Annotated in this window: 28 protein-coding genes; 13 read left to right on the plus strand and 15 right to left on the minus strand. The window is 58.2% G+C overall.

The window, feature by feature from the left end:
- Positions 1-50 precede the first annotated feature (50 nt).
- From radA to ACR0B0_RS06100, 5 genes are all read left to right on the plus strand, one after another.
- Positions 51-1412, plus strand: coding sequence for a DNA repair protein RadA (radA, locus tag ACR0B0_RS06080; protein WP_170348905.1), 1362 nt, complete (start codon positions 51-53; stop codon positions 1410-1412).
- A 42-nt stretch (positions 1413-1454) separates the two neighbouring features.
- Positions 1455-2060, plus strand: coding sequence for a CvpA family protein (locus ACR0B0_RS06085; RefSeq protein ID WP_170348906.1), 606 nt, complete (start codon positions 1455-1457; stop codon positions 2058-2060).
- A gap of 631 nt (positions 2061-2691) precedes the next feature.
- The gene (gene purF, locus ACR0B0_RS06090) at positions 2692-4215 is read left to right on the plus strand and encodes an amidophosphoribosyltransferase (protein WP_170348907.1); all 1524 of its coding nucleotides are present in this window, start codon (positions 2692-2694) and stop codon (positions 4213-4215) included.
- A 265-nt stretch (positions 4216-4480) separates the two neighbouring features.
- Complete coding sequence (locus ACR0B0_RS06095) at positions 4481-4729, plus strand: hypothetical protein (RefSeq protein ID WP_170348908.1); 249 nt, start codon at positions 4481-4483, stop codon at positions 4727-4729.
- A 41-nt stretch (positions 4730-4770) separates the two neighbouring features.
- Positions 4771-5415 (plus strand): SDR family NAD(P)-dependent oxidoreductase, encoded by a 645-nt coding sequence (locus ACR0B0_RS06100; protein ID WP_170348909.1) that lies wholly within the window; start codon positions 4771-4773, stop codon positions 5413-5415.
- Between the two features lie 62 nt (positions 5416-5477).
- Here ACR0B0_RS06100 and ACR0B0_RS06105 read toward each other — a convergent pair whose 3' ends face one another.
- The 4 genes from ACR0B0_RS06105 to ACR0B0_RS06120 all read right to left on the minus strand — a co-directional run bounded on the left by ACR0B0_RS06105 (position 5478) and on the right by ACR0B0_RS06120 (position 7991).
- Positions 5478-6320: an ATP-binding protein gene (locus ACR0B0_RS06105; protein WP_480646895.1), complete on the minus strand. Its 843-nt coding sequence runs from the start codon at positions 6318-6320 to the stop codon at positions 5478-5480.
- A 118-nt stretch (positions 6321-6438) separates the two neighbouring features.
- Complete coding sequence (gene tatC / locus ACR0B0_RS06110) at positions 6439-7314, minus strand: twin-arginine translocase subunit TatC (RefSeq protein ID WP_170348911.1); 876 nt, start codon at positions 7312-7314, stop codon at positions 6439-6441.
- A complete protein-coding gene (tatB, locus tag ACR0B0_RS06115) occupies positions 7311-7769 on the minus strand; it encodes a Sec-independent protein translocase protein TatB (RefSeq protein ID WP_170348912.1) in 459 nt (152 codons plus the stop codon). Before tatB ends, tatC begins: the two co-directional genes overlap by 4 nt.
- 6 nt (positions 7770-7775) lie before the next feature.
- Positions 7776-7991 (minus strand): twin-arginine translocase TatA/TatE family subunit, encoded by a 216-nt coding sequence (locus ACR0B0_RS06120; protein WP_170348913.1) that lies wholly within the window; start codon positions 7989-7991, stop codon positions 7776-7778.
- A 219-nt stretch (positions 7992-8210) separates the two neighbouring features.
- On the opposite strand from ACR0B0_RS06120, the gene ACR0B0_RS06125 reads away from it, so the two are divergent.
- Together ACR0B0_RS06125 and ACR0B0_RS06130 are read left to right on the plus strand one after the other, a co-directional pair.
- The gene (locus ACR0B0_RS06125; RefSeq protein WP_170358766.1) at positions 8211-8516 is read left to right on the plus strand and encodes a hypothetical protein; all 306 of its coding nucleotides are present in this window, start codon (positions 8211-8213) and stop codon (positions 8514-8516) included.
- A 21-nt stretch (positions 8517-8537) separates the two neighbouring features.
- Positions 8538-9209, plus strand: coding sequence for a helix-turn-helix transcriptional regulator (locus tag ACR0B0_RS06130; RefSeq protein ID WP_480646898.1), 672 nt, complete (start codon positions 8538-8540; stop codon positions 9207-9209).
- Positions 9210-9250: 41 nt separating this feature from the next.
- Here ACR0B0_RS06130 and ACR0B0_RS06135 read toward each other — a convergent pair whose 3' ends face one another.
- From ACR0B0_RS06135 to ACR0B0_RS06170, 8 genes are all read right to left on the minus strand, one after another.
- Positions 9251-10414: a peptidoglycan DD-metalloendopeptidase family protein gene (locus tag ACR0B0_RS06135; protein WP_480646900.1), complete on the minus strand. Its 1164-nt coding sequence runs from the start codon at positions 10412-10414 to the stop codon at positions 9251-9253.
- 62 nt (positions 10415-10476) lie between these two features.
- Positions 10477-11127 (minus strand): protein-L-isoaspartate(D-aspartate) O-methyltransferase, encoded by a 651-nt coding sequence (locus ACR0B0_RS06140; protein WP_170348917.1) that lies wholly within the window; start codon positions 11125-11127, stop codon positions 10477-10479.
- Positions 11124-11906, minus strand: a complete 783-nt coding sequence (surE, locus tag ACR0B0_RS06145; protein WP_170375599.1) for a 5'/3'-nucleotidase SurE — start codon at positions 11904-11906, stop codon at positions 11124-11126. The genes ACR0B0_RS06140 and surE overlap by 4 nt, the downstream gene beginning before the upstream one ends.
- 121 nt (positions 11907-12027) lie before the next feature.
- Positions 12028-13149, minus strand: a complete 1122-nt coding sequence (locus tag ACR0B0_RS06150; RefSeq protein WP_170358774.1) for an ABC transporter ATP-binding protein — start codon at positions 13147-13149, stop codon at positions 12028-12030.
- A gap of 45 nt (positions 13150-13194) precedes the next feature.
- Positions 13195-14265, minus strand: a complete 1071-nt coding sequence (locus ACR0B0_RS06155; RefSeq protein ID WP_480646903.1) for a methyltransferase domain-containing protein — start codon at positions 14263-14265, stop codon at positions 13195-13197.
- Between the two features lie 100 nt (positions 14266-14365).
- Positions 14366-15478, minus strand: a complete 1113-nt coding sequence (locus tag ACR0B0_RS06160; protein ID WP_480646905.1) for a DNA alkylation repair protein — start codon at positions 15476-15478, stop codon at positions 14366-14368.
- A gap of 3 nt (positions 15479-15481) precedes the next feature.
- Positions 15482-16261, minus strand: a complete 780-nt coding sequence (locus tag ACR0B0_RS06165) for an SDR family oxidoreductase (RefSeq protein WP_170349419.1) — start codon at positions 16259-16261, stop codon at positions 15482-15484.
- 73 nt (positions 16262-16334) lie between these two features.
- Positions 16335-16697 (minus strand): nuclear transport factor 2 family protein, encoded by a 363-nt coding sequence (locus tag ACR0B0_RS06170; RefSeq protein WP_170348922.1) that lies wholly within the window; start codon positions 16695-16697, stop codon positions 16335-16337.
- A gap of 109 nt (positions 16698-16806) precedes the next feature.
- Between ACR0B0_RS06170 and ACR0B0_RS06175 the strand changes: the two genes are divergently transcribed.
- From ACR0B0_RS06175 to ACR0B0_RS06190, 4 genes are all read left to right on the plus strand, one after another.
- A complete protein-coding gene (locus tag ACR0B0_RS06175; protein ID WP_480646907.1) occupies positions 16807-18414 on the plus strand; it encodes a peptide chain release factor 3 in 1608 nt (535 codons plus the stop codon).
- A gap of 44 nt (positions 18415-18458) precedes the next feature.
- The gene (locus ACR0B0_RS06180; protein WP_480646909.1) at positions 18459-19223 is read left to right on the plus strand and encodes a hypothetical protein; all 765 of its coding nucleotides are present in this window, start codon (positions 18459-18461) and stop codon (positions 19221-19223) included.
- Positions 19216-20154, plus strand: coding sequence for a glycosyltransferase family 2 protein (locus ACR0B0_RS06185; protein WP_480646912.1), 939 nt, complete (start codon positions 19216-19218; stop codon positions 20152-20154). Before ACR0B0_RS06180 ends, ACR0B0_RS06185 begins: the two co-directional genes overlap by 8 nt.
- 186 nt (positions 20155-20340) lie before the next feature.
- Positions 20341-21699, plus strand: coding sequence for a DEAD/DEAH box helicase (locus tag ACR0B0_RS06190; protein WP_480646914.1), 1359 nt, complete (start codon positions 20341-20343; stop codon positions 21697-21699).
- Here the strand turns inward: ACR0B0_RS06190 and ACR0B0_RS06195 are convergent.
- From ACR0B0_RS06195 to ACR0B0_RS06205, 3 genes are read right to left on the minus strand one after another with little or no spacing between them, the layout of a single operon-like run.
- Complete coding sequence (locus ACR0B0_RS06195) at positions 21696-22598, minus strand: DMT family transporter (RefSeq protein ID WP_170348927.1); 903 nt, start codon at positions 22596-22598, stop codon at positions 21696-21698. The two genes, ACR0B0_RS06190 and ACR0B0_RS06195, sit on opposite strands and share 4 nt — an antisense overlap.
- Before the next feature lie 20 nt (positions 22599-22618).
- Positions 22619-23503, minus strand: coding sequence for a fatty acid desaturase (locus ACR0B0_RS06200; protein WP_480646916.1), 885 nt, complete (start codon positions 23501-23503; stop codon positions 22619-22621).
- A complete protein-coding gene (locus tag ACR0B0_RS06205) occupies positions 23496-23699 on the minus strand; it encodes a DUF2061 domain-containing protein (protein WP_170348929.1) in 204 nt (67 codons plus the stop codon). Before ACR0B0_RS06205 ends, ACR0B0_RS06200 begins: the two co-directional genes overlap by 8 nt.
- Before the next feature lie 107 nt (positions 23700-23806).
- On the opposite strand from ACR0B0_RS06205, the gene ACR0B0_RS06210 reads away from it, so the two are divergent.
- Together ACR0B0_RS06210 and ACR0B0_RS06215 are read left to right on the plus strand one after the other, a co-directional pair.
- Positions 23807-24673: a helix-turn-helix domain-containing protein gene (locus tag ACR0B0_RS06210; protein WP_170375620.1), complete on the plus strand. Its 867-nt coding sequence runs from the start codon at positions 23807-23809 to the stop codon at positions 24671-24673.
- Between the two features lie 82 nt (positions 24674-24755).
- Positions 24756-24938, plus strand: coding sequence for a hypothetical protein (locus ACR0B0_RS06215; RefSeq protein ID WP_170348931.1), 183 nt, complete (start codon positions 24756-24758; stop codon positions 24936-24938).
- The last annotated feature ends 19 nt before the right edge of the window (positions 24939-24957 follow it).

Consider the following 24957-nt stretch of genomic DNA (forward strand, 5'->3'; position numbering starts at 1 on the left):
ATGCCTTGCAAGGGCTTGAAGAACCGCCGATCCTCGGGCACCAAGGCCGCATGGCAAAAACGACTTTCTCCTGTTCGGCCTGCGGCGCGTCGCATTCGCGCTGGTCCGGGCGTTGTGACGCATGCGGCGAGTGGAACACCATTTCGCAGGACGTACCCCTTTCGGCGGGTCCCGCCAAGAAATCCTTGGGCGGCAAACGCGGCCAGTCCATCGCACTCACCGATCTGTCGACCGAAGAAACACCCCCGCCCCGTACGCTTTGCGGGGTTGAGGAACTGGACCGCGTGCTTGGCGGTGGCCTTGTTCCCGCCTCGGCCCTGCTGGTGGGCGGCGACCCCGGCATCGGCAAATCCACCCTTCTGCTGCAGGCCGCGGCGCGCTTTTCCCGTGCGGGCGTCAAAACCATCTATGTTTCCGGCGAAGAAGCCAGCGCGCAGGTTCGAATGCGGGCCCGCCGTCTGGGGCTCGAGGACGCGCCGGTTCAATTGGCGGCTGAGACCAACCTACGCAACATCCTGACGACGCTTGAGGCTGAAAAGCCCGGTCTGGCCATCATCGACTCGATTCAGACCATGTGGGCCGACAATGTGGACAGCGCCCCCGGCTCAGTGTCACAAGTCCGGGCCGCAGCGCATGAATTGACAACGTTTGCGAAACGACACGGCGTATCAATCATCATGGTCGGCCATGTCACCAAGGAAGGCCAGATCGCAGGCCCCCGCGTGGTCGAGCACATGGTCGACACCGTGCTCTATTTCGAAGGTGAACGTGGCCATCAGTTCCGCATCTTACGCGCCGTGAAAAACCGTTTTGGCCCCGCTGATGAAATCGGCGTGTTCGAAATGACCGGCAAAGGGTTGGCGCAGGTCACAAACCCCTCGGCCTTGTTCCTGTCGGAACGCGGCACCCCCAGCCCCGGTTCGGCCGTTTTCGCCGGAATTGAGGGCACCCGCCCTGTTTTGGTGGAATTGCAAGCACTTGTGGCACCGTCCCCGCATTCCCAACCCCGCCGGACCGTGGTCGGATGGGATAGTGGGCGGCTGGCCATGATCCTTGCCGTTCTTGAAGCACGCTGTGGCATCCCCTTTGCCGGGTTGGACGTTTACCTGAACGTCGCCGGAGGGATGAAAATCAGCGAACCGGCCGCCGACCTTGCCGTGGCGGCCGCATTGCTGAGTGCCCGAGAAGACACAGCTCTGCCCGCTGATACGGTGATTTTTGGAGAAATCTCGTTATCCGGGGCACTTAGACCGGCCCCACAGACAGAAAACAGGTTGAAAGAAGCCCAAAAACTTGGTTTCACATCGGCAATCGCTCCGGCGGGCGGCAAAACCGGTACTGTGGCAGGTCTGACACTCACCCGACCCTCTGATTTGGTGGGGTTTGTTGGCGAAACCTTCGGAGCAGGTTAAGGTAACGCCTTGAGGGGCTGAAAAAAAGTACAGGCGAGGGCCATGGAAGGTTTTACAATTATCGACGGGGTGGTTGCCCTGATCATCGTCGTGTCAGGCCTGCTGGCCTATTCACGCGGATTTTTACGTGAGGTTTTGGCCATCGCTGGCTGGGTCGCAGCCGCCGTACTGGCCTTTATTTTTGCACCCCAGGCCGTTCCGCTGGTGAAAGAGATCCCGGTCGTTGGAGATTTCCTGCGCGACAGCTGCGAATTGTCGGTGATCACCGGCTTTGCCGCCGTGTTTGCGATCGCTCTAATCGTGGTCAGCATCTTTACTCCGCTGTTTTCATCGATCGTGCAACGCTCGGCCATTGGTGGGTTGGATCAGGCGCTTGGCTTATTCTTTGGCATCGCGCGCGGCATCCTGTTGGTGGCTATCGCCTTCTTTGTCTATGACACGGTCATGACCGGTCAATCTTATACGATGGTCGACGAAAGCCGTTCCGCCAAAGTGTTCGAACAATTCAGCGACCGCATCGAAGAACAAAACCCCGAGCAATGGCTGGGTTGGGTCACCCAACAATATGAAGAGCTCGTGGCAAGCTGTGGCGCCGGCACCGAGGCGCCAGAGGCATCGGAAACCACGGCACCGACCGCAACTGAATAAGAAAAAGCCCGGCATTGACCGGGCTTTTTTCTTGGCTGCCTTTCAGACGTATTCAGTTAAAAAACCTTCTCCACCGCAAACCGTGCATCGGGTGTTCTTCAGGCCAAAGCACCCCTCGCAGCGGCCCATTATGGGTTTGCCGTGGATATCGCGGCTTTTGATCACCTCGCCAGAGCCATTGCAAATCGGACAAGGCGACCGGCCCATACCACGGCAGCGATGGCACCGGCGTTTTACTGGGTCTTCTTTTTTTCTTCCTTGCTTGTGTTCCCACATGGCTAATGTCCTATCGAAACTCATACACTAGGTAAAAAAACCGCTACTTGCACCATGACAGCACAAGCATGCCTATATGTCACCTATTCCAGTCACCTTTCATAAAACGCACCTGCGACGATTGGTGAATGTGATCCTTTGATGACACAGGGCCCATTAGGCATTATGTGGAGGCCGAACTGACATGGAATCGGAGCCACCGATCTTGCTGTACCTGTTTTCTCTCGCGCTTGCCCTCGTGACATTGGCGCGTTTGCATCATCAGCCGGGATGGAAACAAGGCGCACTGGCATACCCATGCAGACGTTCAGATCATCACCGCTAGTCAAAACGTCATGGAAATTGGAGCCCGTACATGTGTGGGATTTTAGGGATCGCAAGCAGGACACATGATGTCTTTGCGGAAATCTATGACGGGCTGCTGATGCTTCAGCACCGGGGTCAGGATGCCTCGGGGATCGTCACCTATAACGACGGCTTCTTCCGCGAAAAGAAGGCAAATGGTCTGGTCAAGGACGTGTTCAACGCACAAGACGCCGAGACCCTTCTGGGTAAGATCGGCATGGGTCATGTGCGGTACCCGACCGCAGGATCGCTCAGCGCGTCCGAGGCGCAGCCGTTCTTTGTGAACGCGCCCTATGGCATCTATCTGGTTCATAATGGCAACATAACCAACACCGCCGAACAGCGTGAGAAGGTGACCGCCAAATACAGCCGTCACCTGCGCACCACGTCGGATTCCGAAATCCTGCTGAACGTGCTGGCCGACAAGGTTGCCGATGCGATCAAGGTCAACGGCAACGGCGAACCGATCCGCAACATCTTTGCCGGTGTGAAGATGACGATGGAGCGAATCCAAGGCGCCTATTCGGTAATCTGTCTGGTTGCCGGTGTCGGCATGCTGGCGTTCCGCGATCCTTATGGCATCCGTCCTCTTTCCGTCGCCAAGCGCGATGTGGACGGCGACGGCGACGATTACGCCTTTGCCTCAGAGGATGTGGCCTTTGGCATCAACGGCTTTGAAAAGCTGCGCGACCTTAACCCCGGTGAGGCCATACTGATTGATCTGGATGGAAACATGCACACCTTCCAGGCGGTCGAAGGTCAACTGACCCCGTGTATCTTTGAATATGTCTACCTGGCCCGCCCGGACTCGCTGCTGGATGGCGTTTCGGTTTACAAAACCCAGATGCGCATGGGTCAGACGCTGGCCCGCCAGATCCAAGCCGCAGGGCTTGAGATCGACCGCATCATCCCCGTGCCCGACAGCGCCCGCCCCGTGGCGCTTGAGGTCGCTAAGGCCACCGGCATTCCATACCGCGAAGGTCTGGTCAAAAACCGCTATGTCGGGCGAACCTTCATCATGCCCGGCCAGGAAGAGCGCCAGAAATCGGTGCGCCGCAAGCTGAACGCCGTTCCGTTGGAGTTCCGCGATCACAACGTTCTGCTGATCGATGATTCCATTGTGCGCGGCAATACAATCAAGAAGATCGTGCAGATGTGCCGCGAAGCCGGGGCTAAAAAAGTGTACATCGCCAGCGCCTCACCGCCGGTAAAATTCCCCAACGTCTATGGCATCGACATGCCCACCAAGCATGAACTGATCGCCAATGGCAAAGATATCGAAGAAATCCGTCAGGAAGTCGGCGCAGATGCCCTGTTCTATCAGGATCTCGACGACCTGATCTGGGCGGCCAAAGAAGGCAACCCCGAAATCGAAGCCTTTGACTGTTCCTGTTTCGATGGCAATTACATCACCGGCAGCGTCAGCGATGACTATCTGGACAGTCTCGAAAACAGCAATCGGGTCAGCAAGAAACGCGCAGATATGCAGGTTCCGGGCGGCTCGTGGAACAGCGCGAAGCTGGCCTCGGGATAGGATTTGATCCGAATCGACCTTGCTTTTGGCCCGTTTCACCGATGTGATGCGGGCCTTTTTCTGCCTGCCTGGCAGGCCGCATCGGTAGATTTCCGCCACAACCCATCGGTGAAGAAATTGCAATCGCAAGGGCTTCGCCGCAATGCAAAATCCCCTTGGGAAGCGCTCGGCCAACCGGGCTTTTCCTTTCTGATCCGGTTTGGTAGCCCGCAGGTTGCCAACCACTCAATCAAGGGGTCGGGCCGCTGTGGTCAGGCCGGAATACATGTCAAACGCCACTGTCAAAAGCGCGGCCACGCAAAAAGGTGCGCTGAAAAAAAGCTCTTTGTCTGTTCTGGGGGTCTTTGGTCCGAAATCGGACATGCGGGCCCTTATGCGTATGTCTTCGGGACGTGTGAAAGAGGTCAAGCTGGGCAGCCGCGTGTCGTCGGGCACCATCGTTGCCATTGATGCCGACGGCGTAATGCTGCGACAAAGCGGCCAGACCAAGCGGATCGTCATACCCGGCAGTTAATCTGTCTTGACGCCCTGCGTGCGGGGGTTCAAACCCCTGTCATGACCGATCAGACCAAAATTGCCCTCGTCACCGGGGCCTCTCGTGGGTTGGGCGCTGCCCTGGCCGAGGCACTGGCACCCGAATATCACATTGTCGCCGTTGCCCGCACCACCGGCGGGCTGGAAGAACTGGATGACCGCATTCGGGCCAAAGGCGGTGCCGCAACCCTGGCACCGATGGATATCGCCGACCCCAACGCCATGGCGACGTTGTGCCGGGGCATCCATGATCGCTGGGGCAAGGTGGATTTGTGGCTGCACACAGCCGTTCACACCTCGGCCCTGACACCCACGCATTTCATCGACCCGAAAGAGTGGACTAAGGCCGTAAATACCAACGCCACGGCGACGTCAGTTCTGATCCCCTATATTGCCCCCCTGTTGGGTGAAACCGGCCATGCCGTGTTCTTTGACGATCCGAAAGCCGGTCAGAAGTTTTACGGCATCTACGGTGCAACCAAGGCGGCGCAGATGGCGCTGGCACGTGGCTGGGCACAAGAGACCAAACGCACCGGCCCGAGGGTTTCAATTGTCGAACCTGCCCCGATGCCAACCGCCGTACGTGCGCGTTTCCATCCCGGTGAGGATCGCGATGCGTTGACCAGCACGGCAGACGAAGCCGCTCGGATTTTATCTTTGCTGTAAGGAATGGCCCTTTGGGCCATGCCTCCGGCGTGAGTATTTGGAAAAAAGATGAAGCGGGCGGGTTAGGCGATGCGCACGCCGTTGCGCCCGGCCAGATCGACGAAGAATTGCCAAGCCACGCGGCCCGACCGCGCGCCCCGCGTTGCCTGCCATTCGATGGCTTCGGCACGCAGGGTTTCAGCGTCAACCGACACGCCATATGCCCCGCAATAGCGGTCGATCATCGCTAGGTATTCGTCCTGATCACAAGGGTGGAAGCCCAACCACAGGCCGAACCGATCAGACAGTGAAACCTTTTCCTCGACCGCCTCAGACGGATTGATCGCGCTGGAGCGTTCATTCTCGATCATATCGCGCGGCATCAGGTGGCGGCGGTTCGAGGTGGCGTAGAATACGACGTTTTCCGGGCGCCCTTCGATACCCCCGTCCAGCACTGCCTTGAGCGATTTATAGTGCTGGTCGTCATGACTAAACGATAAGTCATCGCAGAACAGAATGAACCGGTGCGGTGCGGCACGCAGGTGATTCAGAAGGCGGGCGACTGAGCCCATATCCTCGCGCTGGAGTTCCACCAGCTTCAGATCTGGGAAATCCATCTGCAGCGTGCCGTGAACAGCTTTGACGAGGCTGGATTTCCCCATCCCCCGCGCGCCCCAAAGCAACGCGTTATTTGCTTTGAAGCCGGCAGCAAATCGGCGCGTATTGTCCAGCAGAGTATCGCGGGACCGGTTGATGCCCACCAGCAAATCCAGATCGACGCGGTTGACCTGCGTGACGGGCTCCAGCCGATCCGGTTCAACATGCCAGACAAATGCCGGGGCAGCCGCGAAATCGGGCGCGTCCAAAGGGGCTGGTGCCATCCGTTCCAGCGCGTCGGCGATACGGTTCAGGGCTTGGTCGTCCATTGGGGCCTCCGGCGTCATGTCTTGCGCGGTTCAAACCATGTTCGAAGCGGCGCAACAAGGGCCAGGCACGAAAAAGGCGCGCCGATTGAGCGCGCCTGTTTCATGGTTTTCAGCGGGGTTACTTGCTGTCTTCTTCCCGCACGATCTCTTCGTCGGCTTCTTCTTCGTCGTCATAGTAGCCGTCGGCACGCAGTTGCTCTTCGCGCTTTTTTTCGACCCGGGCGACTAGGAAGATCGAAATCTCATACAGGCCGTAGACCACCACAAACAGAATAACCTGCGTAATCACATCAGGCGGTGTCACCAGCGCGGCAAGCACCAGAATGGCAACCACTGCGTATTTCCGAACCGAGCCCAGTCCTTCAGCCGTAACCAGCCCCGCCTTCCCCATAAGGGTCAACAAAACGGGCAGTTGAAAACACAGGCCAAAGGCCACGATAAACTTGATCGTCAGGTTCAGGTATTCCTGCGCCGAGCCCTGGAACACCACGCTCAGCGGAGCCGCGGTTGCGCCTTCGACCACTGCCTCTCCTTCGGCACCAAATTGCTGGAACCCGAGGAAGAAGTCGTAAGCCAGTGGTGTTACGACATAGAACGCAAAGCTTGCCCCCAGAAGGAACATGAAGGGCGAGGCCAGCATGAATGGCAGGAACGCGTTCTTTTCCGATCGGTAGAGGCCCGGCGCCACGAAGCGCCACATCTGCATCCCGATATATGGGAAGGCCAAGATAAAGCCACCCAGCAGCGAGACCTTGATAGCAACGAAGAACCCTTCTTGCGGCGAGATGAAAATCAACCCGCAATCCTGCCCGCGTTCGGCCAAAACTTCGCACAAAGGGTTAGTCAGGAAGTTGAAAAGCGGCGTGGCCACAGTGAAACAGATGATCATCCCGACCAAAAACGCCACGACGCAGTGGATCAGCCGCGTGCGCAGTTCCGCCAGATGCTCGATCAGCGGGGCCGAGCTGTCTTCGATCTCGTCGGTCTTTGTCATGTCTTGCTTTCAGTCTTCAGCGCGGCCTCGGCCTCTTCGGCTTTGGCTAGCGCATCTGCCGCTTCTTTGGCCTTACGCTCAGCCGCAGCACGGGCAGTTGAGGCCTGAATCTTCTTGGCCTGCTCAGCCCGCTCAGCCGCCAACTTGCCTGTTTCGCTGTCGGGGTCGAACTTGGTGGGATCGATGCTTTTGGCAACGTCCCGCGCCGCCTCGTTAACGCTGTCCATGGCGGTGCTGACGGGATTGGCGGCTGCGTTCAGACCCTTTTTGATCTCGTTCACACCTGCCTGATCCGCGGCCTCGTTCATGGCGCTGCTGAATTCGCGCGCCATACCACGGGCCTTGCCAACCCAGCGGCCAACATTGCGAAACAGAACCGGCAGGTCCTTTGGCCCCACAACGATCAGGGCAACAATGCCAATGACCAGAAGCTCGGTCCAACCCAGATCAAACATCTGCGCTTAGGCCTTGTCTTTGTCGGTCTCGGGCGTGACGTCCTTGGCCACTTCGGCAGCGTCCTGCTCCAGCTCGTCCGCGCCTTCTTTGACGCCCTTCTTGAACGAGGTGATGCCCTTGCCCACTTCACCCATCAACGAGCTGATTTTACCGCGGCCAAACAGCACCAGCACCACAACGGCGATCAGTAGCAGACCGGGAAGGCCGATATTGTTGAGCATGTCTCTTCTCCTTGTACGTCGACGCGTTGCGCCGGGAATGTGATCTGGGTCTGTGTCTACGCCTGCATGGCCTTGCGCAAAAGTGCGCCAGATCAATTCCGCGCTCAAAATTGATCCGATCACGCAATTTTTGCAGGCTGGCATTTCACAACTGACAGGTTTATGTCAGTTGAAGGACATTAGGAACAGGGCATCGAAACCTGGTCAACGGAGAATCAAATGACCCATGTTGCTGAAATCGTCACCTTCACCCTCGCCAACGGGACAACACCGGAAGAGTTCGTCAAACTCAGCCAGGCGTCCGAGGCGTTCGTTCGCAACGCCCCAGGTTTTGCCCACCGTCAGCTAAGCCAGGGTGAAGATGGCCGTTGGACCGACTACGTAATCTGGACGGATATGAAGGCCGCCAAGGACGCAGCGGCGCAATTCCCGCAGCAAACCTTTGCCCCGGCCTTGATGGCCGCGATCCAACCCGACAGCGTCCAGATGCGCCACGAGAATGTGCTATGGAACATGACCGCATAAACGCGGTCCGGGCGGCGTGTCATGCGCCGCTCTGATCGTCTGTTCGACATCATTCAGATCCTGCGCGACGGCAAACTGCACCGCGCGCAGGATATTGCGGACCGGCTCGAAGTGTCGGTTCGTACAATCTATCGCGATATGGACACGCTGGTGGCCTCGGGTGTTCCGGTAGAGGGTGAGCGTGGCGTAGGCTATATGGTCCGCGAGCAAATCACCCTGCCCCCGCTGAACCTGACCCCGGCCGAGCTTGAAGCGCTGAACCTCGGCATGGCCATCGTAGCCGAGGCCGCAGACCCCGATCTGAAGGCCGCCGCAGAAACCCTGGCCGACAAGATTGACGCTGTACTGCCCACCCAGGTCGTGGCCGAGGCGGACACGTGGAAATTCGCCGTCTACCCCTTTGCCGACGCTGCGCGGGGGCTGGCGCATATGGCTCCGATTCGGTCCGCGATCAAAACCCGGCAGAAACTGCACCTGTCCTATCGCCGTATCGACGGCGTTCTGACAGACCGCACCATTCGCCCTCTTCATATGGAGTACTGGGGCCGCGTCTGGACCCTTACCGCATGGTGTGAGTTGCGCGAAGGGTTTCGCGTGTTCCGCATCGACCTGATCGAAGCTGTCTCACCCCTACCGGAAATCTTCGCTGACGAGCCCGGCAAATCACTGAGCGATTTCGACCCGCACGCCTAAACCCGGCTGTCAGGTACATGGCCCGAAATGGGCCATTCCCATCACTTCAGATAAGGTTCCGGATCGACGGATTCGAACCCTTTGCGCACCTCGAAATGGACATAGGAATTATCCCCACCCCGCAAGGATGCAATCTGCTCGCCTCGGCGCACACGGTCGCCCTTTTTAACCGTGATCTTGTCGACGTTTGCATAGACGGTCAGCAGGTCGCTGTTGTGTTTAACCACGATGATCGGCACTTGATCCGCATCTGCGGTGATCGCCGCAACGGTCCCCGCTTCGGCTGCCTTTACCGCAGCTCCCGACTGTCCGGCGATGTCGATCCCTTCATTCTTGCCCTTGTCATAGGTACGAATGATCGTCCCGGTAACTGGCAATCCCAGGGCAGAATTACTTTGGTTTGTCGGAGCCTCGGCCGTCACGTCGGGCGCAGGTGTGGCCGGAGCGATCACCTCGTCCGGCAACGGTTGCGTGGCACTTGGCGGTGTCGGCGTGGGCGAGCCCTGGCCGGGTTGTGTCACATTGCTGGCGGGCACAGCCGCTTGTCTTGGAGCAGGCTGGTTCTTGATCGGGATTAACAGGAACTGATCCTCCCGCACGGTAAAGTCCGACCCCAACCCGTTCCATTCGGCCAGCGCATCAACTGGCACGTCGTAAAGCCGTGCAATAGTATAAGCTGTCTCGCCGCGTTTGACCTGGTGACGGATCGGCTCGGGCCCCGCTGCCACAGGGGCCGGTGCAGGCGCGGTCGCAGGTTGGGCGGGCGCCAACGTCGATGTCCTAACCGAGCCATCTGCCGGCGCCTCATCAATCGCGGTTCCGGCTATCGAGGCGATATCCACCGAACTGGTCGAACTGACCGTGCGCGGCAGGGCGATTACCTCACCGTCGCGCAATTTGTCCGTCGGTTTGAGACCGTTGAACACGGCCAACTCTCCCTCGGGCAAACCGACGCGGGCAGCAACCGAGGCGACTGTATCGCCGCGTTGCGCAACGGCCACCTGATAGTTCGGATAGGTGATGACCCCGCGCGCATCCGGTGCTGGCCGGTTCGCGGTCACCCCTCGCGCGGCATCTGCGGTCGAAAACCCGCCGACCTGCCCGCGCAGATCGTAGTCCAGCGGGCCTTCGCACCCTGCCAGAATCGCCAAAGCCGCCACACCTGTCACGCAGCGGAGCATCGCTGATTTGGAAACTGCTCTCATCTTACTGTCCTCAACGCCTGCCCGTGTTTCCGGGGTTCCGGCGCATGTTGCAGAATATTCTTTTACGCCCCGTCCCTGCCAAGCCCTTCTAACAAGGGCACGAAACGAACAGGTAACAATTCGTCATAGTCCAGACCGGTCTCGGTCCGCCTGACCCGGATCAGGGTCTGAACCGCATCCGACTGTCCCACCGGCAAAACCATGATACCGCCGATTTTAAGCTGCGCCAAGAGCGGCCCTGGAGGGTCTTCTGCCGCAGCCGTCACAATGATCCTGTCAAACGGGGCCTGTTCGGACAAACCAAAGGAGCCATCCGACAGCATCGCGGTGACATTGGTCAGCCCCAGCTCGCGAAACAGCGCACCAGTTTCGCGCACCAATCGCTTGTGGCGTTCGACCGTATAGACCCGGCGCGCCAGTTTGGACAGGATCGCCGCCTGATAGCCCGAGCCTGTACCGACCTCTAACACTGTGTCGCGCGGGCGTACGTCCAGCGCCTGTGTCATTAGCCCCACAACTGACGGCTGGCTGATCGTCTGCCCGCAGGCAATCGGCAAAGGTGTGTCCTCATATGCGCGCTCGGCAAACAGACCTTTGACAAAGCGGCCACGGTCGACCTGCTCCATCGCGGCCAGCACACGCGCATCCGTCACCCCGCGCGATCGCAGGGCAAACAGGAACTGCATGATTGTTTCTGGATCTGGTCCGGTCATTCGATCGTCTTCAATGCCTCAAGCGCGTCATGCGCCGTCAGATCCGCGCGCATCGGCGTGACCGAGATGTAGCCCGCCAGATTAACCGCCGCATCCGTGCCCGGCGCGGTTGGGTTGTGCTGATACCCACCCTTGATCCACAGGAACCGCCGCCCAGAGGGCGAACTGTGCGGCTCGACCGAGAAATGCGTATCGCGGCGATATCCTTGCGGTGCGATCCGGGTGCCCAGAACCTCGCCCGCGGGCACGGGCGGAAAATTTACGTTGTAGAATAGACGGTAATCGCCCTGCTCGGCCGGGGTCGCGTCCAATATTTTCCGCACTAGACCCGCCCCGAACCGGGTCGCGGCCTCGAACGGATCGTCCAGCCCCAGATTACGCGGACCAAAATATTGAGACAGGGCAATCGCCGGGATGCCCTGTAACGCGGCCTCCATCGCGCCACCGACAGTGCCGGAATACAGCGTGTTTTCCGCCGAATTGTTGCCCCGGTTCACGCCAGACAACACCAAATCGGGCGGCGCGTCCTTCATCACGTCGTGCAGACCGGCCAGCACACAATCGGCGGGCGAGCCCTCGGCGGCGAAACGCTGATCACCCAGTTTGGCGACCATCATCGGATGGGTATAGCTGATGCAATGGCCGACACCCGATTGCTCGAACGCAGGTGCAACCACCCAGACTTCTCCGTCGGGCCCAGCTAGATCGGCGGCAATCGCCTCAAGCGTGATCAGGCCCGGCGCGTTGATGCCGTCATCATTGGTCAGAAGAATACGCATTTGCCCCATCCACCGCAGCGTTTTGACCTTGATAGACCCGCCCCCGCGCGGCGGCAAGCAAAGCACGCCTGCAATCTGAGGCTTTCGCGCACCACTTGAGCCTAAACTACGTTTTCAGGCCCTAAATGGGGAAAACAAAGCACCGATCCCGGCGAATGGTCAGCCACATGACCCGTCCCGGATTTGGCACGAAAACATTCGGCACCGTGGCCTTCAGAACGGAACCATCATGGTCCATGCGGAACTCGACCAGGCTTTCGTTGCCTAAGAACCGCGCTCTCTCGACCGTGCCGCGAGCCGCAACGCCATCGGTTGCCGTGGGCAGCGGGCCTTTGCCATTGCGGTCAAAGTCCAACCGCACGTGCTGTGGCCGGAATACAATCTCAACATCTGTGCCGTCGGGAATGCCCGGCGCTAGAAACTGACCAAAGGGTGTATCGGCCAACGCTCCATTCACTTGCGCTTGTAACACGTTGACATCACTGAAAAATGCCACAGCCGCTTTGTCAGCCGGACGGGTATAGACGTTGTAAGGCGCACCTTGCTGCACGATCTTGCCGCGGCGCATCAGTGCGATCTCATCAGCCATGCGCATCGCCTCTTCGGGCTCGTGCGTCACCAACACAACGGCGGCATCTTCTTCCTTGAGGATCGCCAGCGTCTCATCCCGAATACCGTCGCGCAGCCGGTTGTCGAGGCCAGAGAACGGCTCGTCCATCAGCATGATCCGTGGACGCGGGGCCAGTGCGCGGGCCAGAGCGACACGTTGTTGCTCGCCCCCGGACAGGTGATGCGGGAATTGGTCGATGAAGTGGATAAGATCAACTTTGCGCAGTAACTCATCAACGCGCGCGCGCTTTTCTTCTTTATGCCCCGTCAGGCCAAAGGCCACGTTGTCGGCAACACTTAAATGCGGAAACAGCGCAAAATCCTGAAACATCAGGCCGATCTCGCGGCGTTCGGGCGGAACCCGGAACACGGTGTCGCAGATCAGCTTGCCGTCGACATAGATCTCACCGGACTCCTGCATCTCAACCCCGGCGATCATGCGCAACGTGGTCGACTTGCCGCACCCCGAAGGCCCAAGCAGGCAAGTCACTTTCCCTGCTTCAACCGTCAAAGAGACGTCGTCAACTACAACCCGCCCCTCGTACCGTGCGTTAAGATTGCGAATTTCCAGACGAGGAGGAGTTACGTCTATTGTCACCGATGGGCCTCGTTGCCTTTTCCCGATCAAATTCATCGGTCTTAGGCGGGGATAGCAACCCCGCCCGTCCGGTGCAAGTGATCAGCAGCAGCCGCCCGAGGTAGCCTCGCCGGTCGACGCGCTCGTGATCGCGCCGGTGGCTTCAAACGGGCTTTCGCCGCCGCAACCATCGAAGATGCCATAATGCGTAGAGAAATCACCGATAAAGTCGAAATGCCGCGCGAAACGGGTATCGTTCAACATCATCCATGTATTGCCGCAGACCGGAAACACCTTGCCTGTCTCGATCGCGTGGTGGTCATCTAGTTCGAACAGATGTGGCGCGTGCGGGATGGTGCCTTTGTAGATGACGGCCTGCCCGTAATCCTCGCAAGCGGGTTCCAGTACGGACAGTTTGAACAGTCGATAAGTCGCCGACAGGAACTTCAGCGGTGCGACGCGTTCTTCCAGCACAGGGTTCTCGATGGTCAGCGGGCGGTGCGTGACGCGGCGTGGATCACCGAACCCCGCCTTGCGCGACATCGACAGAAAATCGTTCCAGTACAGTGCGCCGGACAGGCATTCGCCGTACAAAACTTCATCTTTGGCCATGGCCTGCGGAACACGACGGTCGGCGTAGACGTCCGAAAAATACATCTCACCACCCTCTTTCAGCAGACGATGGGCACCGCGTAGGACGGCCTCTTTGTCGGTGGCCAGATTGATCACGCAATTCGAGACGATGATGTCGAAGGAACTAGGTTCCAGGTCCAGCTCATCCAACTTTTCGATGTAGCCGTGATGGAATTCTACGTTGCTGGCGGCATGACCAAAGGCCTGCGCGTGGAAATCCTGATGCGCGCGGGCGACGTCTAGCTGTTCCGGCGTCATGTCGACCCCGACCACGCGACCCTTTTCACCCACCATCGCAGACAGGGCATAAACGTCGCGACCAGCCCCGCAACCCAGATCAAGGATGCTCATCCCCTCCAGATCCAGCGGCGCGATCAGGCCGCAACCATAGTAGCGCGTCAGCACATCATCATGAATTTTCGAGAGGATCTTTTTGACATGGTCCGGCATGTCATCGGGAGTACAGCAAGCGTTGGTTTGCAAATCCGCGCTGCCCTGAAGGACCTCGCCATAGTAATTCTGCACTGATTCATGCTTCATCGCAGCACCCCTTTCCTCACTGGCTGCTTCGCAGCTAATGCAGCACTGCCGCCTGTGCAACCACTGCTACCAATTTTGACAAAAGCGTGAGGGTCCTGCCCTAGCCCAGCAGGTCGAAATCGACCGAGGCGCGAACCCGCCCATTCACCTGAATCTCTAGCCGATGTGCGCCGGGGACCAGCTTGAACGTGGTCGCATTGCCTTTCAGCTTGTGTTTCTTGGTCAGACTCAGCGCACCATCGCGCAAGGTCGCCTGCTTCAGCTTATGCACCTTGGCCGAAGTTTTGCCGCCAGGGCGTTGAAAGTGAATGATATAGTCGACCAGAACAGGTTGATCCCCCGCACCGTTAAGCGAGACATCGAACTCAAGCGCCCCACCAATCCGCGCCTCTTGGTTTACCTGCACTCTTGCGGTTATCTCGGCCTCGGGATCGAAGCCCAACATCTTCATGGCACCGGGATGGCCTGCCTTCACCAGCCCCCGCAGCGTATGTGAGGTCATCCAGCGCAGTTCGTCCCGATCCTGTGTCCCGGTTTCGGACCAGTCCTGTAACCGGTCCAGCACCAGCGCAGGGTCTTTCTTGGTGATGTCGTTCAGATGGTTCGCCACAGACCGCGTAACATAGCGTGTTGGGTCACTATGCAGCCGGTCCAACAATGGCAGCGGGTCGGTCAGTTCCAGCCCTACCGCCTGCCCCCAAGGCAACCGTGGTCGTGTGCCTTCACTGACCAGACGGCGCACGTGATAGCTGTCATGCCCGCACCATAGTTTCATCCGCGCCATGACCTGATCCGGATAGCGGTTGAGGAATGGGCGAATGGCCCACTCCATCGAAAACCGTTGGGTCAGTTCTTCAAGCACGTCCAAAGCCAGATCAGGATACTCCAACCCCACTGAAACGATCCAATCCCCCAAAGGCGCAAAGATGAAATCACCGAAATCATCATCTGTTTTGGTTGGGTCCAAAGGCGGTGGCAGTGCGCGCAGAAGGGTTGGCGCGACAGTCGGCAGCTCTCCGGGTACGGCCTGTTGCAGGCAGTCGGCGATCCAGGCCATGCGCTCTTTCAGTTCAAGCTCCAGCAGCCGCGACATGACCTGCGCCTCGAATGCCTTGGCATCAAAGGATGGATCAGCATCGGCGAAAAGGTCCGCTAAAAAACAGGTCTTTTCCGCATTAAACAACTGATCTTTGAGCGAGAAGTTCTGTGCCATGACTCACATCGTCAGATTGGTTCCGCCACCGTCCAGCAGTATATTCTGCCCGACGATAAAGCCGGCGTGTTGCGAACACAAAAACGCGCAGGCCGCGCCGAATTCCTGCCGCGTCCCATACCGACGTGCAGGGATCGTCTCGGCGCGTTCGGCGCGCGCCTGATCCATGGAAATTCCTTTTTGTGCAGCCACGCCACCATCCAGCGACTCCGCGCGATCCGTCGCGTGAATGCCCGGCAGTAGGTTGTTGATCGTCACTCCACGCGGTGCGACTTGTCGCGCTGTACCAGCGACATAGCCGGTCAAACCAGTCCGCGCCGCGTTCGACAGACCCAAAGCAGGGATCGGCGCACGCACGGATTGCGACGTGATGTTGACCACCCTGCCCCAGCCCTTGTCCATCATCCCCGGCAATAAGGCTTTCATGAAGGCAATCGGTGTCAGCATATTTGCATCCAGCGCCTTGATGAAATCGTCACGATCCCAATCCGACCACAGCCCGGGTGGCGGGCCACCGGCGTTTGTCACAAGTATATCAACGCCCTGCGCGGCTTCGATAACTTGCGCCTGTCCGTCTACCGAGGTCACATCGCAAGCCACGGTTTTCACATCGACGCCATATTCGGACCGCAAACGAGCAGCTTCGGCATCCAACGCCTCGGCCCCGCGCGCGTTCATCACCAGATCAACCCCAGCTTCGGCCAACGCCTCGGCACAGCCTAAGCCCAGCCCTTTTGAGCTTGCACAAACCAGCGCGCGCTTTCCGCGAATTCCCAGATCCATCTGATCCTCCCCATCTGTTGTTGCCCGCATGTCTAGCACCGGCCAGACAGGGAAGACCAGAAGTCACAAAGCTTCAGTAAAAGAACTCTTCGCGCACGATTTTTCCGTTGGCGACGTGATAGATACCGACCTCTTTCATATCGAAGGTCTCACCACTTTCCTTAACCTTGCCCTGCACTTCGAAAATTACGGCAAAGCGATCGTCGCCGTGCAAATAAGGCTCACTGACCGACGCGCCCGAGACCTCATGCGCGCCTTCCCACCATTCGTGTTTGCCGCGGATGCCCTCGACGCCGTGTGTTTCACGCCCCATGCCTTCCATCTCTTGCGCTTCGACCGAAACGGCATCAGTCGCGTATAATTTGTTTAGGTTTTCCTTGGCCCGGTCCTCACGACACCCAGCGACCAGTTCGTCTGCGATTTCTTTCAAATTCATTGATCCTCTCCATCTTTTGTTCACTATTTGTTCTTATTGGCATAACCATACGATTCTGAACACCCCCTTTGTCTTGCTTCGGCAGGATTCCCCGCCTATACGCGCGTTCATGCTTGATACCGCCACCAACCAACCCGTATTGCCGCCCGAGATTGCCCGACGCCGGACATTCGCCATCATCTCGCACCCGGATGCGGGCAAGACGACGCTGACTGAAAAGTTCCTGTTGTACGGGGGCGCGATTCAGATGGCCGGTCAGGTGCGCGCTAAGGGCGAGGCGCGGCGGACCCGGTCGGACTTCATGCAGATGGAGAAAGATCGGGGCATTTCGGTCTCGGCCTCGGCCATGTCTTTCGATTACGGGGACTTTCGTTTTAATCTGGTGGATACACCCGGCCACTCAGATTTTTCCGAGGACACCTATCGCACGCTGACCGCCGTGGACGCCGCCGTTATGGTGATCGACGGCGCGAAAGGTGTGGAAAGCCAGACGCAGAAACTGTTCGAGGTTTGCCGCCTGCGCGATTTGCCGATCCTGACCTTCTGTAACAAGATGGACCGCGAAAGCCGCGATACGTTCGAGATCATCGACGAAATTCAGGAGATGCTGGCCATCGACGTCACGCCCGCTGCGTGGCCGATCGGCGTGGGTCGCGATTTCATCGGCTGCTATGACATGCTGCGCGACCGACTGGAATTGATGGACCGCGCCGACCGCAACAAGGTAGCTGAAAGCATTCAGATCAACGGTCTGGACGACCCCAAACTGGCCGAACACGTACCCGAGCATCTGCTGGACAAGCTGCTGGAAGAGGTCGAGATGGCGCGCGAGCTGCTGCCTGCTCTGGACCCGCAGGCGGTTCTTGAGGGGCACATGACTCCGATCTGGTTCGGCTCGGCCATCAACTCTTTCGGTGTCAAGGAACTGATGGAAGGAATCGGCGCCTATGGCCCTCAGCCGCAGGTCCAGTCCGCTGAACCCCGACAAATTGCGCCTGATGAAAAGAAGGTCGCCGGTTTTGTCTTTAAGGTGCAGGCCAACATGGACCCCAAGCACCGCGACCGGGTGGCGTTTGTCCGTATGGCAAGCGGCCATTTCAAACGTGGCATGAAGCTGACCCATGTTCGGTCGAAGAAGCCTATGGCGATTTCGAACCCCGTGCTATTTCTGGCCTCTGACCGCGAACTGGCCGAAGAGGCCTGGGCCGGAGACATCATCGGCATCCCAAACCACGGTCAGCTGCGCATCGGTGACACTCTGACCGAGGGCGAAGCGCTGCGCGTGTCCGGGATCCCGTCATTTGCACCGGAATTGCTGCAAACTGTCAGAGCGGCGGACCCACTGAAAGCCAAGCATCTGGAAAAAGCCCTGATGCAGTTTGCCGAAGAAGGCGCGGCCAAGGTTTTCAAGCCATCGATTGGTTCGGGCTATATCGTCGGCGTCGTTGGCGCGCTGCAGTTCGAAGTCCTCGCCAGCCGGATTGAGATGGAATACGGTCTGCCCGTCCGGTTCGAGGCGTCGCAGTTCACCTCTGCCCGCTGGGTGAGTGGTGAAAAGGCCGAGGTTGAAAAGTTCGTCAACGCTAATAAACAGCACATCGCCCATGATCATGACGGCGACATCGTCTATCTGACGCGCTTGCAATGGGATATCGACCGGGTCGTGCGCGACTACCCCGAGCTGAACCTGACAGCGACTAAGGAAATGATGGTTTGATCCGGGTCTTGTAGTTTGGGCACCGTTCTCTAGGGTTCCGAAGCATGGCGGATTTGGATCAGGAAAACTATCCCGGCGGCTTCTATTCGGTGATGCGCCATCTGGAACGCAAAGAAGTTCCTTATCGCGATCCACAACGTGTACTGCCGCCGCCGGACGTTGATCTGAGTGAACTTGCCCAAACACCCGTAGAAAAACCTGACCCGGACGCCAGCTTTGACCACAAGCAGGACGCGCGCAGGAAGTACCACGCGCTGCAGCAGGAATTTACTGGCCAATCGCTGCTGCATCTTGTTCACGCAATGTGCATCGCATTGCTGCGCCGGCATCCGTCACCGGCTGAGGCACGGGCGCTGTTTCTGCGGATGTGGCGGGAAAAGGGTTCAGAGTTGGCCCGGGACCTGCCTGTGCGTTGGCTTATTTCCTCGGCAACCACATTCGCCGACCATGGCGAAACACTGGATCAGCGCCTGGGCGGACAGGGTCTGTACCTGTTGTACGATCTGATCAAGCTGCATGATAGCGAGCGTCGGGTATCCCTTCGTCCAAACGATCAAGCCTTTAATATCCAGGGTGAAAAACACCACGACGTTCCATTGGCATTCGGCATGGCGGGCTATTCGCTAAGGAATGGCGATCTGGATCGCAACCTTTTGGCACGCCTTTGGCGTCATGCAGAAAACGACGCGGTGTTGCGCCCGCTGGGGTACCGGATGTTGAAACTGGTGATGTACGACCCGCGCAGCATTTTTGGGCGTATCCAGCACTACAAGACCCGGCAGTCCCTGTTGGATCACATTGATGACTGACGGCTCTGGCTGGGGCATTGTTTCAACGGTTCGGGGCCCTGCCCCGGATATCCTGCGATTTGTTGCCTATCACCTCGATCTTGAGGTCGACCGGCTGCACATCTATCTGGATGAACCCAATTCCAAAGCTTTCGATGCCCTGGTTCGGCATCCGAAGGTCGACGTGCAAACATGCGATGAGGCCTTCTGGGCCAGCCGCAAGCGTGAACGGCCCGAACGGCATCAAAACCGTCAGACCGCAAATGCGTCATTCACCTATCGCAAGACCAATCTGAATTGGTTGGCCCATATCGACATGGACGAGTTTCTGTGGACGGACCGTCCCATTCCCCAGCAACTGACCGATGTTCCCAACCACATCCCCGCTGTACGTGTCCGCCCGATCGAAGCCGTGGGCGGTGGCACGGATCTTTTTAAGGCGCATCTTCCAAAGACCCCCCACCGTGACGCCCTCGTACAATCGCTGTACCCGCGTTATGGCGCGTTTGTTTTGGGTGGGTTCTTCAGCCATTTGCAAGGTAAGCTGATCGTCCGGACGGGCTTGAAGAAACTGAGTTTTCGTATCCACAACCTGTTCCAGGAAAAAACACTCTTGCCCTGCAAGTTCGAATTGCCGGGGTTGGAGCTGTGCCATCGACACGCCCCCGACTGGGAACATTTTAAGGCTCACCTTCGATTTCGCCTGGCGCGTGGCTCGTATCAGCCAGGAATGTCCCTGAATGTTCCACGTGAACGGGGCGGCATGAACATGAACGAATTACTCAGCTGGATCGAGGCCGAAGGCGGCATGGATGGGCTGCGTGCATTTTTTGACGAAATCAGCGGTGCAGACCCCGACGTGAGAACCCGTCTGGAACAACATGACCTGATCCGATATCGGCCCCTGGATTTGGACGAAAAAGTCAGGAAACACTTTCCCGGAAGTGACTGAATTGTTGCGAGAAATCCGCAGAGCGAGCACAGTAAAAACCTTAAAGAGGTCTTCATTTGACCATACCCGGCGTTTTTGTTATGTCCCCCTCCAAGCCGAAATTGCGCAATGCAGCGTATGGCCATCCGGGCCCGGCACACCTTTGACGCGCGGGCCAGGTCTAATGTCCGCATGAACCGGACTTACATGACAAAATTTAACGAACTGAACCTGAACCCGAAGGTCCTCAAAGCCATTGAGGAAGCCGGATACGAATCCCCCACCCCGATCCAAGAAGGCGCAATTCCACCTGCGCTGGAAGGTCGTGATGTATTGGGGATCGCCCAGACCGGCACAGGAAAAACTGCAAGCTTTACGCTGCCGATGATCACAATGCTGGCACGGGGCCGCGCGCGCGCGCGGATGCCACGGTCGCTGGTGCTGTGCCCGACACGGGAACTGGCTGCACAGGTCGCCGAGAATTTCGACACCTATAGCAAACACCTGAAACTGACCAAGGCGTTGTTGATCGGAGGCGTCAGCTTCAAGGAACAGGACGCACTGATCGACCGTGGCGTCGATGTTCTGATCGCAACTCCCGGCCGACTGCTGGACCATTTCGAACGCGGCAAACTGCTGTTGACCGGCGTGCAGATCATGGTCGTGGACGAAGCTGACCGGATGCTGGACATGGGTTTTATCCCCGATATCGAGCGCATCTTCTCGCTTACGCCGTTCACCCGCCAGACGCTGTTCTTTTCGGCCACCATGGCGTCCGAGATTGAACGCATCACCGACACTTTCCTGTCTGCCCCCGCGCGGGTCGAGGTTGCCCGACAGGCGACCGCCTCGGAAACCATTGAACAGGGCGTGGTCATGTTCAAAGGCGGCCGTCGCGATCGAGAGGCCAGCGCCAAGCGCAAGGTCTTGCGCGCACTGATCGATGCCGAGGGTGAAAAATGCACCAACGCGATCATCTTCTGTAACCGCAAGACAGACGTTGATATCTGCGCAAAGTCGCTAAAGAAATACGGCTATGACGCCGCCGCGATCCACGGCGATCTGGACCAATCACAGCGGATGAAAACGCTGGACGGTTTCCGCGACGGCTCGTTGCGGTTGCTGGTTGCCTCGGACGTGGCTGCGCGTGGCCTTGATGTCCCGTCGGTCAGCCATGTTTTCAATTTCGACGTCCCCGGCCACCCCGAGGATTACGTTCACCGCATCGGCCGCACCGGTCGTGCCGGGCGCGATGGCAAGGCGATTACTATCTGTTCGGGTCGTGACGAAAAAGCGCTGGCTGCGATTGAAAAGCTGATCCAGAAGGACATTCCAAAGCTCGACAATCCGGTCAAGGACGAACCCAAAGCCGACACGCAGAAGCCTGAGAAAAAGACCAAGTCTGCCGACACGCAAAAGAACGAAGGCAAAAAGAGCGACCGCAAAAAGGACAAAGAACCTAAAGGTCGTGGCCGTCGTTCGGATAACGGCAACGCAGTTGTGGGCATGGGCGATCACCTGCCCAGCTTCATTGCCCTAAGCTTTGCCGAGCGCCGTGCTGGTTAAATCGCCAGCACCAGCGCCAGGATCGACAACCCCAACAAAGCCATCCCGGCGATCTCACGCCGGGTAATGGTCTCACGGAAAAACAGAATCGATGCGAACAGGCTGAGCAACAGTTCGACCTGCCCCAGCGCTTTGACATAGGCCGCGTTCTGCAAGGTGAACGCAAAGAACCAGCAAAACGATCCGCCCAGACTGGTCAAACCAACAAACACCCCTGTTCGACGTGTCTGCCACACCGCAAGCAGTTCGGCCCGGTCGCGCCACAGCAGCCATAGCGCCATGCTGAGGAACTGGAACGTCACAACCGCGGCCAGAGTGATCAGAGCGCGAAACCACGCGTCGATATCACCCAATTCAAGCGACGCACCCCGGTAACTGACGGCGGAAAAGGCGAACAATACGCCTGACCCCAACCCTAGGCGCGACGCCCGGTTGGTCAGATGTTTCCACCACGCCCCGTCGCCTCCGGGTGATTTGGACAGCAAAAGCACCGCCATCAATCCCAGCAAGATCGCAACCAGACCCCCGTACGAGATCTGATCGCCCAGCACTAGAAAACCGACAATGGCGGTCTGAATTACTTCGGTTTTCTTAAAGGTAATCCCAACCGCAAAATTTCGTTGCTTGAACAAAGCGACCACGCAGATCGTTGCCAGAATTTGCGCGGTGCCACCGATGACAGCGTATACCCAGAACCACCCCGTCAGCGGCGGCAGGCTGAAGCCAGTCACTTGCAGCGCCACAATCAGCCCCAAAAGCGCCAGTGGCATCGAATACGCGAACCGGGCAAACGTCGCCCCGGCCGCACTTAGCTTTACGGTGCTGAGGGATTTTTGCAGCATGAACCGCACTGTCTGGAACGAGGCGGCAGCAATTGTGATGGGAATCCATAAACTCATGGCCCCCTTGTGTCGCTAAATCAAGGCTTTGGCCAGAGAGGATGTTCCACCGGATCCTTGGCCCGCAGGAAATACGCCTTAAAGATCTGCGCGTAAGACCGGTAGACATAAGCCTCATTCCGGGTCTGATACCGGTCTTTGCTGGCGCGATATAGCGCAGGCAGGCGGTACCACGGCGCACCAGGATTCATGTGATGAACCACATGCAGGTTGTTGTTTAAAAACAGAAAAGCCAGCAACCCACGATCTTCGATAATCACAGTACGGGCCTGCGGATTTTCATGCGCGCGGTGTTCAAGGAAGGTGCGGATCTTCACCAGCCCCAGCCCGATATAGGCGGACAGAACATACGCCCAAATCGGCATTGCCGAGTGCCCGACCACCCACAAAACCAAGGCCACCCCAACCAGATGCAGCGCCCAGGCCCGCAGGATGCCAAGGTCGCCCAGCAACGCACCGCGCAATTCATTCCGCGTGAATATGAATTGGCCAATCGCCGGACCCAGCACCATGCGCCCCAACAATGTGTTGTTCACAGACAGCAGCCATCGCTGCCACTCGGCCAATGCGCCCCAGACCTGTGGATCCAGATAGTTGGTTTCAGGATCGTCATAGGGGTCGGTCAACGTCTCATCCCGGTGATGGGCCAGATGCAGGTCGCGGAACCTCTGATACGGGATGAACAGGGTCAGAGGCAGCGCCATCAGGCCCTCATTCAGCCATTTTGTACGAAACGGGTGGCCGTGCAGCGCCTCATGCGTCAACGAGGAATGGAGCGCCGCAACCAGACCCATCACCGGAATTGCCAGCCAAACCGGCATCAGGAAAATCACCGCCAACCACGCCCCATAGCAAGCCAGGATCAGGGCGAACGTGCCCCATTCGGGTGCTGCGGGCCTAGACATTGCGCCCCCATGAGATTTTGGCCCAGACGCGCTCGTAAATAACGTACATCGTCAATCCGATGGCCGTATTTACAATCGCCAGTGTCCCGCCCACAGCCGCCGAGCCAGTCGCGACCAGCCCGACCAGTGTCATCACCAGCAAGCCCATCGCATTCCACAGCACCGCTTTCACGACTGATCTGCGCCGTGTTTCCATTCCGTCACCCATTTTATTGTTGTGTCTTCAAAATTACGGGTCACGGCATCCGTTGAAAATTCTGAATATGATTAACAAAACTCATCAACTGTGATATTTTTAAACAAATGCAGGAAAAAATCGACAAAAGAGACCGCGCGGCACAGTTCCGTACTCGCCTAGCCCGGGCGATGGAGGAGCGACACGTCAGTCAAAGCGCGCTGGCGCGTCAGATTGCGGTGGACCGTTCGACCGTATCGCAGCTTTTGACGGGTGAAGGCGCGCGCTTGCCAAATGCACATGTGGTAGGCAGTTGCGCCTCGGCGCTGGGGGTTTCGGCGGATTGGCTTCTGAGCCTGTCCGACCGACCCGAAAGCGCAGCGGAATTGTTGGCCAGCTCGCTGACAATGACCGAAGCACCACGTGCGCTGGTGGATGAGCGCATCTTTGAGTGGCATCAAGAAGCCGCAGGGTACAAAATCCGTTATGTTCCAGCGACTTTGCCCGACATGTTAAAGACCCGCGCGGTGCTGGAGTGGGAATATGCCCCGCATCTGGGGCGGACGGCGGATCAGGCCATCGGTGCCTCGGCTGACCGGCTGATGTGGATGCGCAGCGCGCAATCCGACTATGAAATCGCCATGCCGCTGTATGAAATCGATAGTTTCGTCCATGCGCGGGGCTATTACGACGGTCTTTGTCCCAAAATCCGGCTGGAACAGATCGACCATCTGCTGGAGATTTGCCAACAGCTTTACCCGCGTCTTAGAATCTATCTGTTTGACGCAAAACGGCTTTATTCCGCTCCGGTCACGATCTTCGGTCCTTTGCTTTGTGTTTTCTACGCCGGCAGCCACTATATGGCCTTTCGGGATCGTGATCGGATCGAAACCTTCACCCGCCATTTCGACCGACTGGTACGCGAGGCTGACCTGACTGCGCGCGACTTCTCAGAACACCTTAAACGGCTGCGCTCGCAAATTTCCGACCACTAAGGATGCACCTAAGCCTGTCTTGTGCTATCGTCGTTCGGCGCGAACCTTCGGGTATTCCGATCACAGACGGAGGACGACAGGAATGGACGCACTACAGACCGCTCAATACGCACGGGCCTTATATACTGTTCACGGCGACCGGGCCGAGGCGGAAGCCGCACAAAAGATGCGCGAATGTGAAGCCGCCGGAAATAGACAGGAAGCGCTAGACTGGCAAGCTGTCCGCCAGACCATCCGCCAAATTCGCGGGCCAAATCAGGGCTAGCTTCAGCGTTTCGAAAAAG

Source organism: Ruegeria sp. BA12 (assembly GCF_056539625.1).

Coding starts and splice junctions, on each gene's coding strand:
- ACR0B0_RS06175 (WP_480646907.1), top strand. CDS start 16,807: ATGCTTGATACCGCCACCAACCAACCCGTATTGCCGCCCGAGATTGCC.
- ACR0B0_RS06190 (WP_480646914.1), top strand. CDS start 20,341: ATGACAAAATTTAACGAACTGAACCTGAACCCGAAGGTCCTCAAAGCC.
- ACR0B0_RS06150 (WP_170358774.1), bottom strand. CDS start 13,149: ATGAATTTGATCGGGAAAAGGCAACGAGGCCCATCGGTGACAATAGAC.
- ACR0B0_RS06205 (WP_170348929.1), bottom strand. CDS start 23,699: ATGGAAACACGGCGCAGATCAGTCGTGAAAGCGGTGCTGTGGAATGCG.
- ACR0B0_RS06215 (WP_170348931.1), top strand. CDS start 24,756: ATGGACGCACTACAGACCGCTCAATACGCACGGGCCTTATATACTGTT.
- ACR0B0_RS06135 (WP_480646900.1), bottom strand. CDS start 10,414: ATGAGAGCAGTTTCCAAATCAGCGATGCTCCGCTGCGTGACAGGTGTG.
- ACR0B0_RS06210 (WP_170375620.1), top strand. CDS start 23,807: ATGCAGGAAAAAATCGACAAAAGAGACCGCGCGGCACAGTTCCGTACT.
- ACR0B0_RS06155 (WP_480646903.1), bottom strand. CDS start 14,265: ATGAAGCATGAATCAGTGCAGAATTACTATGGCGAGGTCCTTCAGGGC.
- ACR0B0_RS06125 (WP_170358766.1), top strand. CDS start 8,211: ATGACCCATGTTGCTGAAATCGTCACCTTCACCCTCGCCAACGGGACA.
- ACR0B0_RS06085 (WP_170348906.1), top strand. CDS start 1,455: ATGGAAGGTTTTACAATTATCGACGGGGTGGTTGCCCTGATCATCGTC.
- ACR0B0_RS06140 (WP_170348917.1), bottom strand. CDS start 11,127: ATGACCGGACCAGATCCAGAAACAATCATGCAGTTCCTGTTTGCCCTG.
- ACR0B0_RS06105 (WP_480646895.1), bottom strand. CDS start 6,320: ATGGACGACCAAGCCCTGAACCGTATCGCCGACGCGCTGGAACGGATG.
- ACR0B0_RS06170 (WP_170348922.1), bottom strand. CDS start 16,697: ATGAATTTGAAAGAAATCGCAGACGAACTGGTCGCTGGGTGTCGTGAG.
- ACR0B0_RS06180 (WP_480646909.1), top strand. CDS start 18,459: ATGGCGGATTTGGATCAGGAAAACTATCCCGGCGGCTTCTATTCGGTG.
- ACR0B0_RS06185 (WP_480646912.1), top strand. CDS start 19,216: ATGACTGACGGCTCTGGCTGGGGCATTGTTTCAACGGTTCGGGGCCCT.
- ACR0B0_RS06120 (WP_170348913.1), bottom strand. CDS start 7,991: ATGCTCAACAATATCGGCCTTCCCGGTCTGCTACTGATCGCCGTTGTG.
- purF (WP_170348907.1), top strand. CDS start 2,692: ATGTGTGGGATTTTAGGGATCGCAAGCAGGACACATGATGTCTTTGCG.
- ACR0B0_RS06165 (WP_170349419.1), bottom strand. CDS start 16,261: ATGGATCTGGGAATTCGCGGAAAGCGCGCGCTGGTTTGTGCAAGCTCA.
- ACR0B0_RS06160 (WP_480646905.1), bottom strand. CDS start 15,478: ATGGCACAGAACTTCTCGCTCAAAGATCAGTTGTTTAATGCGGAAAAG.
- radA (WP_170348905.1), top strand. CDS start 51: ATGGCAAAAACGACTTTCTCCTGTTCGGCCTGCGGCGCGTCGCATTCG.
- ACR0B0_RS06100 (WP_170348909.1), top strand. CDS start 4,771: ATGACCGATCAGACCAAAATTGCCCTCGTCACCGGGGCCTCTCGTGGG.
- surE (WP_170375599.1), bottom strand. CDS start 11,906: ATGCGTATTCTTCTGACCAATGATGACGGCATCAACGCGCCGGGCCTG.
- tatB (WP_170348912.1), bottom strand. CDS start 7,769: ATGTTTGATCTGGGTTGGACCGAGCTTCTGGTCATTGGCATTGTTGCC.
- ACR0B0_RS06195 (WP_170348927.1), bottom strand. CDS start 22,598: ATGAGTTTATGGATTCCCATCACAATTGCTGCCGCCTCGTTCCAGACA.
- tatC (WP_170348911.1), bottom strand. CDS start 7,314: ATGACAAAGACCGACGAGATCGAAGACAGCTCGGCCCCGCTGATCGAG.
- ACR0B0_RS06130 (WP_480646898.1), top strand. CDS start 8,538: ATGCGCCGCTCTGATCGTCTGTTCGACATCATTCAGATCCTGCGCGAC.
- ACR0B0_RS06095 (WP_170348908.1), top strand. CDS start 4,481: ATGTCAAACGCCACTGTCAAAAGCGCGGCCACGCAAAAAGGTGCGCTG.
- ACR0B0_RS06200 (WP_480646916.1), bottom strand. CDS start 23,503: ATGTCTAGGCCCGCAGCACCCGAATGGGGCACGTTCGCCCTGATCCTG.